The organism is Pseudomonas sp. LB-090624, assembly GCF_003205205.1.
In the GTDB taxonomy this organism is placed as follows: Bacteria; Pseudomonadota; Gammaproteobacteria; order Pseudomonadales; family Pseudomonadaceae; genus Aquipseudomonas.
Genome location: NZ_QJRL01000009.1, coordinates 169480 through 184288 on the forward strand (window position 1 = coordinate 169480; position 14809 = coordinate 184288).

The window sequence follows — 14809 nt, forward strand, 5'->3', positions numbered from 1 at the left end:
GGTCAAAGGTTGACCAGGCCCGGAGCGGTTTCTAGAATCGCCGAACTTTTTCGCCCGGATACCTGTATCAGCCGATGTCTTCCCGTAGCCGCAGAACCTCTCATTCCGTCGCCCTGACGCGTCTGGCCCAAATCAGTGCGCTGGCTCTGGCCGCCACCTTGGTGGGCTGCCAGAGCACCCGTCAGCTCGACGAATCCGATAGCGTTCGCGCGCACAACTACCAGGCGCGGATCAAGCACAAGCCTTCGCCGCTACTGGTCAAGCCGGCCGAGCAGGCGCCGCAGGATGTATGGGAGCGCATGCGCCAGGGCTTCGCCCTGCAGGACAGCATCGACGTCAACCCGCGCATCGAGCAGCAGCGCCTGTGGTTCGCCAGCAATCCCACCTTCATCGAAAGCGCTGGCGAGCGTGGCAGCCTGTACCTGCACTATATCGTCGAACGCCTTGAAGAACGTGACATGCCGCTGGAACTGGCCTTGCTGCCAGCCATCGAAAGCGCCTACAACCCGATGGCCTACTCGCGTGCAAGCGCCGCCGGCATGTGGCAGTTCATGCCGGCCACCGGTCGCCACTTCAACCTGCGCCAGACCAACTTCTATGACGGCCGCCGCGACGTCACCGCATCGACCAACGCGGCACTGGACTACCTGACCCGCCTGCACGACATGTTCAACGGTGACTGGCTGCTTGCCCTGGCGGCCTACAATGCCGGCGAAGGTACCGTCAGCCGGGCCATCGAGCGCAACGAAAAGCTCGGCCTGCCGACCGACTACTGGAACCTGCCCCTGCCACAGGAAACCCGCGACTACGTACCCAAGTTGCTGGCGCTGTCGCAGGTGGTCTCCACGCCAGAAGCCTATGGCGTCAATCTGACCCCGATCGCCAACGAACCGTATTTCGAAGCGGTGGCGATCAATGAACGCCTGGACCTGACCCGCGTTGCAGCCTTCGCCAACATCGACGAGGACGAGCTGATCCAGCTTAACCCGGCGTTCAAGAAGCGCATGACCGTCGACGGCCCTAAACAACTGCTGGTACCGACCGCCAAGGCACAGCTGCTCAGTGCCAGCCTGTCCAACCTCAACCCGGAGCAACTGGTCAGCCTGCAGCCGCCCAAGGCCGCGTTCGCCCGCGCTGTGGCCGAAGCCAAGGCCCCGGTGGCCACACGCAGCTACCGGGTCAAGCGTGGCGACAACCTGGGCGCCATCGCCAAGGCCAATCGGGTGTCGGTCAAGGACATCAAGCGCTGGAACCGCCTTTCCGGCAACAGCCTGCGCGCCGGCCAGGTCCTGGCCCTGCGCGGCGGCAACGCCTCGAGTGCTGCCGGCAATCGGGTAGCGGCATCGGCGCAGCGCTCCACCCAGTACAAGGTGCGCAAGGGTGATTCGCTGTACCTGGTGGCCAAGCGCTTCAACGTGGAAATGAAACACCTCAAGCGCTGGAACCCACGCAGTGGCCATGCTCTGAAGCCAGGCCAGACCCTGACCGTCTACCTCGGGCATTGATCCCGCAACCAGGGCCCTCACGCGGCCTTGTGGGAGCGGACTAGTGTCGCGATAGGGGCGCGGAGCGGCCCCAGTATTTCAACTTTTCAGCATAAACTGCCGGGGCTGCTGCGCAGCCCTTTCGCGACACAAGGCCGCTCCCACAGGTACCGTGGCACCTGTTGCCCCCGGCTTGGGGCCCGCACCTTCAAAGCCTCTCTTTTTCCAACCCCACCAAGCTGTTACTGTAGCCGATCAAAGCCCAACGCCTCTGGATCGGATGCCGACTTGATACGTCCCCTCCTGCTGTCACTCAGCCTGGCCTTGAGCTTCCCCGCAGCCGCGATGGTGAGCGAAAGCCACGGATACGCGCAGTTCGGCACGCTCAAGTACCCAGCCACCTTCACCCACTTCGACTGGGTCAACCCGCAAGCGCCCAAGGGCGGTACTTTGCGGGCCATGGCTTTTGGCACCTTCGACACCCTCAACCCCTACACCTTCAAGGGGTCGAGCCCGATCACCACGCCCAATTTCCAGCAGTACGGCATCAGCGAGCTGAACGAGCCGCTGATGGTCGGCACCGGGCAGTACGACCCGTCCGGTGACGAACCCACCTCCAGCTATGGGCTGATTGCCCGCTCGGTGGAGTACAGCGAGGACCGCAGCTGGGTGGTGTTCAACCTGCGTCCGGAAGCCCGCTGGCATGACGGGCAGCCGATCACCGCCGCAGATGTGGCCTTTTCCTACCGCACGCTGCTCAAGGACGGCCATCCGATCTACCGCACCAATCTGCAGGAAGTACAACGGGTAGACATCCTCGGCCCGCTGCGAATCCGCTTCGTGTTCAAGCGCGCCGGCAACCCGCTGCTGATCCTGCGCCTGGGCGAAATGCCGGTGCTGCCCAAGCATTACTGGCAAAAGCGTGACTTCAAGGCCACCACCTTCGAGCCACCACTGGGCAGCGGACCCTACCGCATCACCGAGGTACAGCCCGGGCGCCGGCTGGTGTTCGAACGGGTGAAGAACTACTGGGGCAAGGACCTGCCGGTAAACCGTGGCAAGTACAACTTCAAGCGCGTGGAGTACGAGTTCTACCGTGACGCCACGGTGGCCTTCGAGGCGTTCAAGGCGGGCGAGTTCGACATTTATATCGAGCACCAGGCAAAGAACTGGGCCAACGGCTACCACTTCCCGGCCGTACGCCGTGGCGAGGTGATCAAGGCACAGATCCCGCATAGCATCCCCACCCAAACCCAGGGCCTGTTCATGAACAGCCGCCGGGCCACCTTCAGCGACCCGCGGGTGCGCCAGGCGCTGGGGCTGATGCTCGACTTCGAATGGACCAACCGCGCGCTGTTCAGCAGTGCCTACCGGCGCTCGACCAGCTACTACCCCAACAGCGAGTTCGCCGCCAGCGGGCTGCCCACTGGCAAGGAGTGGCTTTTGCTGGCGCCATTCCGTGACCAGTTGCCGGCCAAGCTGTTCAGCGAACCGTACAAGGTCAGCCACACCGATGGCCGTGGCATCAGCCGCCAGACCCTGCGCCAGGCCTTGGGCCTGCTCGCTGACGCCGGCTGGAAGCTGAACGGCCAGCGCCTGGTCGACAGCAAGGGCCAGCAGCTGCGCATGGAGCTGCTGCTGGTAAACCCCAACCTTGAACGCATTCTGCAACCTTATGTCGAAAACCTGTCCAGCATCGGCATCGATGCGCGCTTGCGCACCGTAGACCGTGCCCAGTACAAACAACGCCTGGACCAGTTCGATTTCGACATGATTCTGATGACCCTGAACCAGACCCTCAGTCCCGGCCTTGAACAGTGGCTGTACTTCCACTCCAGCCAGGCCGCGACCAAGGGCAGCAAGAACTATGCGGGGGTCAAGGACCCGGTCGTCGACCACCTGCTCGACACCCTGCTGGCCGCACGTACCCGCGATGACCAGGTCGCTGCCGCCCGTGCCCTGGACCGCGTGCTCTCATGGCAGTACTACATGATCCCCAACTGGTACCTCGACAACCACCGCCTGGCTTACCGCAACCGGTTCGCCTTCGTCACCACGCCGCCCTATACCCTGGGGCTGAACAGCTGGTGGATCAAGACTTCGGAGAAAGCCCAATGACGCCAACGCACCGTCTGCGCCGGCTGGCAGGCAGCCTGTTGCTCGCCTGCCTGAGCCTTCCCGCCCTGGCCGCACCGCAACACGCCCTCACCCTGTACGACGAGCCGCCCAAGTACCCCGCTGACTTCAAGCACTTCGACTACGTCAACCCCGACGCCCCCAAGGGCGGCACCTTTCGCCAGTCCAGCTTCGGTGGCTTCGACAGCCTGAACCCGTTCATCAACAAGGGCGTCGCGGCCGAAAACATCAGCATCATCTACGACACGCTGATGCGCCAGAGCCAGGATGAGCCGTTCACCGAATACGGGCTGGTGGCCGGCAAGATCGAAAAAGCCCCTGATAACAGCTGGGTGCGCTTCTACCTGCGCCCGCAGGCGCGCTTCCATGACGGCCATCCGATGCGTGCCGACGACGTGGTATTTACCTTCAACGCCCTGATCAAGGACGGCGCGCCCCTGTACCGCCAGTACTACGCCGACGTCGCCGAAGTGGTCGCCGAAGACCCGCTGAAGGTGCTGTTCAAGTTCAAGCACAAGAACAACCGCGAGCTGCCACTGATTCTTGGGCAGCTGCCGGTACTGCCCAAGCACTGGTACGAAAACCGCGAGTTCAACCGCGGCAACCTGGAAATCCCGTTGGGCAGCGGCCCGTACAAGGTCGCCGAGGTCAAGGCCGGGCGTTCGGTGCGCTACGAACGGGTCAAGGATTACTGGGCCAAGGACCTGCCGATCAACCGCGGTTTCTACAACTTCGACGCCATGACGTTCGACGCCTACCGCGACACCACCGTTGCCCTGGAGGCGCTCAAGGCCGGGGCATTCGACTATGGCCTGGAAGTCAGTGCAAAGAACTGGGCCACCGCCTACAACGTGCCCGCCGTGCGCGACGGCCGGTTGATCAAGGAAGAGCTACCCAACGGCAACCCCACCGGCATGCAGGGCTTCATTTTCAACATCCGTCGCCCGGTGTTCCAGGATGTGCGTGTGCGCCAGGCCCTGAGCCTGCTGCTGGACTACGAGTGGACCAACAAGCAGCTGTTCAACGGCGCCTACACCCGCACCGGCAGCTACTTCGAGAACTCGGAAATGGCCGCCCACGGCCTGCCCGGCGCCAACGAGCTGAAAATACTGGAACCACTGCGCGGCAAAGTGCCCGACCAGGTGTTCACCGCAGCCTTCCACAACCCGGTGAGCGATGGCAGCGGCATGATCCGCGAGCAGCAGCGCCAGGCCTACAAGCTGTTGCAGGAAGCCGGCTGGAAAATCGTCGACGACAAGATGGTCGACGCCCAAGGCAAGCCGGCAAGCATCGAGTTCCTGCTGGCGCAGACCGAGTTCGAACGCATTCTGCTGCCGTTCAAGCGCAACCTTGCCGACTTGGGGATCGAGCTGAACATTCGCCGTGTCGATGTTTCGCAGTACATAAACCGCCTGCGCTCGCGTGACTACGACATGATCGTTGGCGGCTACCCGCAATCCAATTCGCCTGGCAACGAGCAGCGCGAGTTCTGGTCCAGCGCCGCCGCCGACAACCCCGGTAGCCGCAACTTCATCGGCCTGCGCGACCCGGCCATCGACCAACTGGTGGACCAGCTGATCAACGCCGACTCGCGGCAGAGCCTGATCGACCACTGCCGCGCCCTCGACCGCGTACTGCTGTGGGGCTATTACGTGATCCCCAACTGGCACATCAAGACCTGGCGCGTGGCCTACTGGAACCACATCGGCCACCCGAAAGTGTCGCCCAAGTACGACATCGGCATCGACACCTGGTGGATCAAGCCCGGGGTGACCCCGGCGGTCAGCGAAGCCTCTGCGGACGAGACCAACTGACATGCTTGCCTACATCCTGCGCCGCCTGCTGCTGATCATCCCGACCCTGTTCGGCATCCTGATCATCAACTTCATCATCGTCCAAGCTGCCCCCGGTGGCCCGGTCGAGCAGATGATCGCCAAGCTCGAAGGCTTCGAAGGCGCCACCAGCCGCATTGCTGGTGGCGGTGCCGAGGTCTCCGTGGCCGGCTCCAACTACCGGGGTGCCCAGGGCCTGGACCCGGCGCTGATCGCCGAGATCGAGCGCATGTACGGCTTCGACAAGTCGCCGCCCGAACGCCTGTGGATCATGATCAAGAACTACGCCCAGCTGGACTTCGGCGACAGCTTCTTCCGTGACGCCAAGGTCATCGACCTGATCATCGAGAAGATGCCGGTGTCGATCTCGCTGGGGCTGTGGAGCACGTTGATCATGTACCTGGTGTCGATCCCGCTGGGCATCGCCAAGGCGGTGCGCCACGGCAGCCACTTTGATGTCTGGACCAGTTCGGCGATCATCGTCGGCTACGCCATTCCGGCGTTCCTGTTCGCCATCCTGCTGATCGTGCTGTTCGCCGGCGGCAGCTATTTCGACTGGTTCCCGCTGCGCGGGCTCACTTCCAACAACTTCGACGAGCTGAGCACCACCGGCAAAGTACTGGACTACTTCTGGCACCTGGTGCTGCCGATCACCGCGCTGGTCATCGGCAACTTCGCCACCATGACCCTGCTGACCAAGAACAGCTTCCTCGACGAGATCAACAAGCAGTATGTGGTCACCGCCAAGGCCAAGGGCCTGAGCCGGCCACGGGTGCTGTATGGCCACGTGTTCCGCAACGCCATGCTGCTGGTGATCGCCGGTTTCCCCTCTGCGTTCATCGGTATCTTCTTCACTGGCTCATTGCTGATCGAGGTGATCTTCAGCCTCGACGGCCTGGGCCTGATGAGTTTCGAGGCGGCCATCAACCGCGACTACCCGGTGGTCTTCGGCACCCTGTTCATCTTCACCCTGCTGGGGCTGGTGGTGAAACTGATCGGCGACCTGACCTACACCCTGGTCGATCCGCGCATCGACTTCGCCAGCCGGGAGCACTGACATGGCCTTGTCCCCCCTCAATCGCCGACGCTTCGAGCGTTTCAAGGCCAACCGCCGTGGCTGGTGGTCGCTGTGGCTGTTCCTGATCCTGTTCGGCCTGAGCCTGGGCGCCGAACTGATCGCCAACGACAAACCCATCGCCGTGCGCTATGACGGCGAGTGGTACTTCCCGGCGTTCAAGCGCTACCCAGAAACCACCTTCGGCGGTGAGTTCCCACTGGAGGCCAACTACAAGAGCCCGTACATCCGCGAACTGCTGGCCAGCAAAGACAGCTTCGTGCTGTGGGCACCGATCCCGTTCAGCTACCAGAGCATCAACTACGACTTGCGCGTCCCTGCCCCGGCTCCGCCTTCGGCAGACAACTGGCTGGGCACCGATGATCAGGGCCGCGACGTGCTGGCGCGGGTGATCTACGGTTTCCGCATTTCGGTACTGTTCGCCCTGACCCTGACCGTGGCCAGTTCGATCGTCGGCGTTATCGCCGGCGCATTGCAGGGCTTTTATGGCGGTTGGGTCGACCTGGCCGGGCAACGCTTCCTGGAAATCTGGTCGGGCCTGCCGGTGCTGTACCTGTTGATCATCCTTGCCAGCTTCGTGCAGCCAAACTTCTGGTGGCTGCTGGGCATCATGCTGCTGTTCTCGTGGATGAGCCTGGTGGACGTGGTACGCGCCGAGTTCCTGCGCGGGCGCAACCTGGAATACGTGCGCGCCGCACGCGCCCTGGGTATGCGCAACGGCGCGATCATGTACCGGCACATCCTGCCCAACGCCATGATCTCGACCATGACGTTCATGCCATTCATTCTCACCGGCGCCATCGGCACCCTCACCGCCCTGGACTTCCTCGGCTTCGGCCTGCCCGCCGGTTCGCCCTCGCTGGGCGAACTGGTGGCCCAGGGCAAGTCCAACCTGCAGGCGCCGTGGCTGGGCATCAGCGCGTTTGCCGTGCTGGCATTGATGCTTAGCCTGCTGGTGTTCATCGGCGAGTCCGCCCGCGATGCCTTCGACCCGAGGAAGTGACATGAGTGAACAGAACCTGATCGAAGTGCGCGACCTGGCGGTGGAGTTTGTTACCGGCGACCAGGTCAACCGAGTGGTGGACGGCATCAGCTTCGATATCCGCAAGGGCGAGACACTGGCCTTGGTGGGCGAGAGTGGTTCCGGCAAGTCGGTGACCGCGCACTCGATCCTGCGCCTGCTGCCCTACCCCTTGGCCCGCCACCCCAGCGGCAGCATCCGCCACGAAGGCAAAGACCTGCTGCAACAGAACGAAAAGACCCTGCAACGCATTCGCGGCAACCGCATTGCGATGATCTTCCAGGAGCCGATGACCTCACTGAACCCGCTGCATTGCATCGAGAAGCAGATCAACGAAATCCTCCTGCTGCATAAAGGCCTGACCGGCAAGGAAGCCACTGCGCGCACCCTGGAACTGCTGGACATGGTCGGCATCCCCGAGCCACGCAAGCGCCTCAAGGCCCTGCCCCACGAACTGTCCGGCGGCCAGCGCCAGCGGGTGATGATCGCCATGGCACTGGCCAACGAGCCGGAGCTGTTGATTGCCGACGAACCTACCACGGCGCTGGACGTGACCGTGCAGTTGAAGATTCTCGACCTGCTCAAGGAACTGCAGGCGCGTCTGGGCATGGCCCTGCTGCTGATCAGCCATGACCTGAACCTGGTGCGGCGCATCGCCCATCGCGTGTGCGTGATGCAGCGCGGGCAAATTGTCGAGCAGGCTGATTGCGCGACGTTGTTCAGTGCCCCTCAGCACCACTACACGCAGATGCTGATCAACGCCGAGCCCAGCGGGCTGCCAGCGCACAACCCGGTCGGCGCACCATTGCTCGAGGTGAACGATCTCAAAGTGTGGTTCCCAATCAAGAAGGGCCTGCTGCGGCGTACGGTCGACCATGTGAAGGCGGTTGACGGGGTCAACTTCAGCTTGCCGCAGGGGCAGACATTGGGAATCGTTGGCGAGTCCGGATCGGGCAAGTCGACATTGGGTCTGGCAATCTTGCGCCTGATCTCCAGCCAGGGAGGCATTCGCTTCCATGGGCATAACCTCGACGGGCTGAACCAGAAGGCCGTGCGACCCTTGCGGCGCGAAATGCAGGTGGTGTTCCAGGACCCGTTTGGCAGCCTGAGCCCACGCATGTGCGTAGCGGATATCGTCGGCGAAGGGTTGCGCATTCACGGTATTGGCAATGCGCAGGAACAGGAAGCGGCGATCATCGCGGCGCTGGAGGAAGTGGGGCTGGACCCGCGCACGCGGCATCGCTACCCGCATGAGTTTTCGGGTGGCCAGCGCCAGCGCATAGCGATTGCCCGGGCGCTGGTGCTGAAGCCGGCGCTGATTCTGCTGGATGAGCCCACCTCGGCGCTGGACCGTACCGTGCAGCGGCAAGTGGTGGAGCTGCTGCGTAATCTGCAGCAGAAGTACAACCTGACCTACCTGTTCATCAGCCATGACCTGGCAGTGGTCAAGGCGTTGAGCCACCAATTGATGGTGATCAAGCATGGGCATGTGGTAGAGCAAGGGGACGCGCAGGCGATCTTCCATGCGCCGCAGCATCCCTATACGCGGCAGTTGCTGGAGGCGGCGTTTTTGGAGGTTGAGGGTTTGTAGAGGAAGGGTGTGTGTTCGCCTTGATTCTTGCGGCGTGTTTGAGATCGAGCGCCGCCCGCGCGGCGCATCGCGAGCTGCGCTCGCTCCTACAGTTGTTTCGGGCCAGTATCGCCTGTGCCTGCGCGCGCGACCGCCCTGTTTGCCCCCCACGATAGCGAGGTGGGCGCCAAGGGGACGCGCGCACATGCCCCAGGATTAATTGGCCCGAAACAACTGTAGGAGCGAGCGCAGCTCGCGATGCGCCGCGCGGGCGGCGCTCGATCTACGCAACACCGCGAAACCCAAGGCAGGCGCCCTGCCGCCCTGACGCAATCGGGCGCAGAACACCTGGAGATTGCGGACGCCCGGGGTTATCAGAAATCGATGGTCCCGGAGAACTTCACCAGCCGCGGGTCACCCTGGGTCAGGTAACCGCCGTTAGCCGAGGCCCAGTAGTTCTTGTCGGTCAGGTTCTCCACATTCACGCGCAAGGTCAGGTCTTTCTCCGCTACCTTCAATTTGTAACGGGCACCGGCATCGAAACGGTTCCAGGTCGGCAGGCTGACATTGTTCGCCGCATCGACGAACTGGCCACCGGTGCGCAGCATCCTCGCATTCAGCGCCAGCCCCGGCACGCCGGGCACGTCCCAGTCGACGCTGGCATTGAGCTGGAATGTCGGCACGCCGATGGCATGGTTGCCATCGTTGCTGCCGTTGGCGGTATTTTTCTGCTCCGAGGTCATGCGCGTGCCGCCGGCCATCAGGCGCAAGCCCTGGACCGGCTCGCCGAACAGACTCAACTCCAGCCCTTTGTTGACCTGCTCGCCGTCGCGAACGAAGACGTTGTTCAAGGTGTAGCCGTCTGAAGGCTTCTCGATACGGAACACGGCCAGGTTCGCACCAAAGGTCTGTCGGTCGAACTTGATACCAGCCTCAAGCTGCTTGGTGCGGCCTGGCGGGAACATCTCGCTGGCGTTCGACACATTGGCTGGCGCCGTTGGCCCCTGCGCCAGGCCTTCGATGCGGTTGGCATACAAGGAAATGCTGTCGGTGGCCTTGAAAACGATGCCATAGACCGGTGTGGTGATGGACTCCTCGTACGGGTCGCCTTTGCGGCTGCCGTCATTCGCCAGGTTGGGCTGCCCTTGGGAGACAGTGCCATCGTAGCTGTAGCTTTCCACCCGCAGTTGCTGCCGTCGCAAGCCGTAAGTCAGCAGCAGGCGGTCATCGAAGACGCCAATGGTGTCGGAAATGGCGATGCTCCGCGCGCGAGTCTTGCCGGTGACACCAGGGTCACCCATTTCGCCACCGGTGCTGGTGACCGTGCCCGGCTTGGCCTGCTGCACGGTGTCGTAAATGTTGGTGCTGATTGGCGAATAGAAGATGTAGGCGTTTTCCGCCTGGGTCCACATGGTATTGGCCCCCACGGCGATCTGGTGGCTGACCGGCCCGGTCTGCAGCCGCCCATTCAGGCCGGTACTGAAGCTGGTGTTGTCTTCGCCGTGCACGATGTCCGAAGCGGTCATCGTCGCTGCGCCGCTGTTGCCGACCAGTACCGGCGTGCCGTAGGTACCCTGCTCGCGTGTGTGACGGGCGCCGCCGGCGAGGTAGGCGGTCCAGTTGTCGCTCAGGTCCCATTCGCCACGAACCATGCCGAAGGTATCTTCCGACTCACTGTAGCTCCAGCTCTGGCCATAGTTGTGACTGGCATCCGGCGCGGTCGGGGCCTTGGTCACGGTGCTGCCCAGGCGCACCGAGTTGCGCAGGTGGTTGATGCGCTGTTTCTGGTAGCCGATATCAGTCGACACGCGGAAGTTGTCGCCGCGGTAGTCCAGGCCAGCGGTGAACAGCTTGGTGCGCTGGTCCTGGTCGTCGACGGCGGTTTCACCTTCGCGCTGGCTGAGGTTCAGGCGCGCGCCGAAGCGGTTGTCCTCACCGAAGCGCTGGCCGATATCCAGGTGCTCGCCAATGCGGCCATCAGAGCTGATGTCCTGAGTGTAGCGGCGGGTCGGCTCATCGCCGGCGCGCTTGGGCTGCAGGTTGACGTTGCCGCCCAGGCCGGTGCCAGTCGGGCTCACGCCATTGAGGAAGGCATTGGGCCCCTTGAACACTTCGACCCGCTCGACGCCGTCGGTGGACATGATCTGCCGCGGCAAGATGCCGTACAGGCCATTGAAGGAAATATCGTCGCCCGCCAACGGCAAACCACGGATCACGAACACCTTGGACTGGTTGCCGAAGCCGAATGATTCACGTACCGAAGGATCGTTGGCCAAGACGTCACCGATATCCTCCGCCTGCTGGTCCTCGATCACCTTGGCGGTATAACTGGTCATGGTAAACGGCACATCCATGTAGTCCTGGTTACCCAACACCCCCATCCGCCCACCGCGGGCAACCTGGCCTCCGGCAAACTCGTCCGGTAACGCGTCGGGCCGCGCTTTCAGGGCATCGGCGCTGACATCGGTCGCCTCCAGCTGGATCGGCTCGGCAGCCTGCGCCATCAGGGTTACGGAACAGCAGATCGCCAGTAATGCGGGGCGTGAGGGAATACGGGAAGGCATTGGTAAATTCCTGACAGCGCTGAGGAAGTGAAACTGAATGTAAATGGTAATGCTTACCAAACACAAACATCAACCCAGGCACGTGGCAAAGGGCCGCCATTTATCAGCATTTCTGATCACGATCGTCTTTCATCATCAGCCAGATCGGGCATACAGTCGCGGCTGTCACTCCTGCTCCAACGGTAGAGCCCATGCCCAGTCAACAACAAAAAAACGTCTCCCCTGCCCTCGAGCAGCTGATCCAGCGCGCCAGCCTGCCAGGCCCCACGCTCAGCGAAGCCCAGGCGCATGCCTTGCTGCAAATGCACTACGGCGTTGCCGGTGGGTTGTCGGCATTGGGCAGTCAGCAGGACCTGAACTTCCGGGTCGACACGGCTGAAGGGCAGTTCGTGCTCAAGGCCTGCCATGGCAGCTACGCAAAGGTGGAGCTGGAGGCGCAGCATGCCGCCCTCGCCTACCTGCGTCAGCACGGCCTGTCGGTGCCCGCAGTACGTGCGGCGCACAGCGGCGAAAACTTGCTGGACGTGGAGGTTGATGGCCAACCGCTGCGGGTACGCCTGCTCGGCTACATCGAAGGTCAACCGTTGACGCGTCTCAAGCACATGCCGGCGCAGTTGATGGCCGAAATGGGCAGGCTGTGCGCGCGGCTCGACAGCGCCCTGGCCGAGTTCGACCACCCCGGCCTTGCGCGCACCCTGCAGTGGGACCCGCAACACGCCCAGGCGTTGATCCAGCATCTGCTGCCGGTACTGCACAACACCGAGCAACGCGCCCGCATCGAACACGCCACCCGCGTCGCCGACGAACACCTCGCACCGCTGGTTGATCGGCTGCCAAGCCAGGCCGTGCACCTGGACATTACCGACGACAACACCGTCTGGGCCCGTGATGGCGAGCGCCAGTGGCAGTTGCAAGGGGTGATCGACTTCGGCGACCTGCTGCGCACCTGGCGCATCGCCGACCTGTCGGTGACCTGCGCGGCGCTGCTGCACCACGCCGAAGGCGACCCGCTGCGGATCCTGCCGGCGATCAGCGCCTACCAGGCGCTCAACCCGCTGACCGACGCCGAGCTGCGTGCCTTGTGGCCTCTGGTACTGAACCGCGCGGCGGTGCTGGTGCTGAGCAGTGCGCAGCAACTGGCCGTGGACCCAGGAAACCAGTACACCCGCGACAACGTCGCCCATGAGTGGGAAATCTTCGACACCGCCACCGCCGTGCCTTTCGCGCTGATGCAAGCGGCCATCCTGCAAGCTGCCGGCCTGCAGCCCGCCACCCCAGACTTGGCCGGCTGCGCGCCGCTGCTGCCCGAACTTGCGGGGCAACCCGTCACGCGCGTGGACCTCGGCGTGCTCAGCGAGCATTGTGAAGCGGGCAACTGGGAACAACCCGGCTTCGACCAACGCCTGTTAACCCGGCACCCTGCCCCGGCCTGCAGCCTGCACGGGCAGTATCGCCTGTCGCGAACCCATATCGACCGCCCCGACGAGCCCGCCACCTGCGCCCTCGGCGTCGAGCTGCATGTGCCCAACGGCAGCCCGGTGCAAGCCCCGGCAGCCGGCACCTGGCAGCGCCACGGTGACGGCCGCGGCTGGCTGCGCACCGCGCACTGGGCCTTGTGGTTGCAGGGGCTGGAAGACGCACCGGCACACAGCCAGGCCGTGGAAAAAGGCCAGGCCCTGGGCAACAGCTGCGGTTTCCTCAGCGTGCAGCTGTGCCTGGACAACACCCTCCAGCCGCCACCCTTCGCCACCCCGTCTCAGGCTACCGCCTGGCTGGCCCTGTGCCCCTCACCGGCCGCCCTGCTGGGCTTCGATTGCGATGCCGATCCCCTGCCGGATCCGCAGGCCCTGCTGGCACGCCGCGATGCCAGCTTCGCCCGCTCGCAGAAGCACTACTACGCGCAGCCACCCCACATCGAACGCGGCTGGCGCAACTACCTCATCGACATGCAGGGCCGCTCCTACCTCGACATGCTGAACAACGTCGCGGTGCTGGGCCATGGCCACCCGCGCATGGTCGCCGAGTCGGCGCGCCAGTGGTCGCTGCTGAACACCAACTCGCGCTTCCACTACGCAGCCATCACCGAGTTCTCCGAACGCCTGCTGGACTTGGCCCCCGAAGGTTTTGACCGGGTATTCATGGTCAACAGCGGCACCGAAGCCAACGACCTGGCGATTCGCCTGGCCTGGGCCTACAGCGGCGGGCGCGATCTGCTGAGTGTGCTGGAGGCCTACCACGGCTGGTCGGTGGCCACCGATGCCATCTCCACGTCGATCGCCGACAACCCGCAAGCGTTGGAAACCCGCCCGGACTGGGTACACCCGGTCGAGGCGCCGAACACCTTCCGCGGCCGCTTCCGCGGGGCCGACAGTGCGGCAGGCTATCTGGGCGATGTCGACGCCAAGCTGGCCGAGCTCGATGCCCGTGGCCGCCAGTTGGCGGGCATCATCTGCGAGCCGGTGTACGGCAATGCCGGCGGCATCGCCTTGCCAGCGGGCTACCTGCGGGAAGCCTATGCCAAGGTTCGCGCGCGGGGTGGCGTGTGCATCGCCGACGAAGTACAGGTCGGTTATGGTCGCCTGGGCGAATACTTCTGGGGGTTCGAGGAGCAAGGCGTGGTGCCCGACATCATCACCATGGCCAAGGGCATGGGCAACGGCCAGCCGCTGGGCGTGGTCATCACCCGCCGCGAAATCGCCGAGGCGCTGGAGGCCGAGGGCTACTTCTTCTCCTCGGCCGGTGGCAGCCCGGTGAGCTGCCGTATTGGCATGGCGGTGCTGGACGTGATGCAGGAAGAAGGGCTGTGGGACAACGCCCGCGACACCGGCCGCTACTTCAAGGCGCGCCTGCAGGCCCTGGTGGACAAGCACCCGCTGGCCGGTGCGGCGCATGGTTCGGGCTTCTACCTGGGGCTGGAGTTGGTGCGTGACCGCTCCACCCTGGAGCCGGCTACCGAAGAAACCATGCTGCTGTGCGACCGGCTGCGTGACCTGGGTATCTTCATGCAGCCAACTGGCGATTACCTGAACATCCTCAAGATCAAGCCGCCGATGTGCACCAGCCGGGCCAGCGTGGACTACTTTGTCGATTGTATTGACCGGGTGCTGGGTGAGGGGTTGTAGGGGAT

The 14809-nt window shown here is 63.7% G+C and carries 8 protein-coding genes; 7 read left to right on the top strand and 1 reads right to left on the bottom strand.

Annotated elements, in window-relative coordinates:
• The first annotated feature begins 74 nt into the window (after positions 1–74).
• From DMX11_RS12010 to DMX11_RS12035, 6 genes are all read left to right on the top strand, one after another.
• Positions 75–1505 carry a lytic transglycosylase domain-containing protein gene (locus DMX11_RS12010; RefSeq protein WP_110744725.1) on the top strand — a complete coding sequence of 477 codons (1431 nt, stop codon included), beginning with the start codon at positions 75–77 and terminating at the stop codon, positions 1503–1505.
• Between the two features lie 324 nt (positions 1506–1829).
• Positions 1830–3602, top strand: coding sequence for an extracellular solute-binding protein (locus DMX11_RS12015; RefSeq protein ID WP_110744726.1), 1773 nt, complete (start codon positions 1830–1832; stop codon positions 3600–3602).
• Complete coding sequence (locus DMX11_RS12020) at positions 3599–5434, top strand: extracellular solute-binding protein (RefSeq protein WP_110744727.1); 1836 nt, start codon at positions 3599–3601, stop codon at positions 5432–5434. Before DMX11_RS12015 ends, DMX11_RS12020 begins: the two co-directional genes overlap by 4 nt.
• Position 5435: 1 nt before the next feature.
• Positions 5436–6509 carry a microcin C ABC transporter permease YejB gene (locus tag DMX11_RS12025; protein WP_056803365.1) on the top strand — a complete coding sequence of 358 codons (1074 nt, stop codon included), beginning with the start codon at positions 5436–5438 and terminating at the stop codon, positions 6507–6509.
• A gap of 1 nt (position 6510) precedes the next feature.
• Complete coding sequence (locus DMX11_RS12030) at positions 6511–7530, top strand: ABC transporter permease (protein WP_110744728.1); 1020 nt, start codon at positions 6511–6513, stop codon at positions 7528–7530.
• Position 7531: 1 nt separating this feature from the next.
• On the top strand, positions 7532–9139 hold the full coding sequence (locus DMX11_RS12035; RefSeq protein WP_110744729.1) for an ABC transporter ATP-binding protein: 1608 nt from the start codon (positions 7532–7534) through the stop codon (positions 9137–9139).
• Between the two features lie 353 nt (positions 9140–9492).
• Here DMX11_RS12035 and DMX11_RS12040 read toward each other — a convergent pair whose 3' ends face one another.
• The gene (locus DMX11_RS12040; RefSeq protein ID WP_110744730.1) at positions 9493–11682 is read right to left on the bottom strand and encodes a TonB-dependent siderophore receptor; all 2190 of its coding nucleotides are present in this window, start codon (positions 11680–11682) and stop codon (positions 9493–9495) included.
• Positions 11683–11873: 191 nt separating this feature from the next.
• Here DMX11_RS12040 and DMX11_RS12045 point away from each other — a divergent pair, with 191 nt between their 5' ends.
• Positions 11874–14804, top strand: coding sequence for an aminotransferase (locus DMX11_RS12045; protein ID WP_110744731.1), 2931 nt, complete (start codon positions 11874–11876; stop codon positions 14802–14804).
• Positions 14805–14809 lie beyond the last annotated feature (5 nt).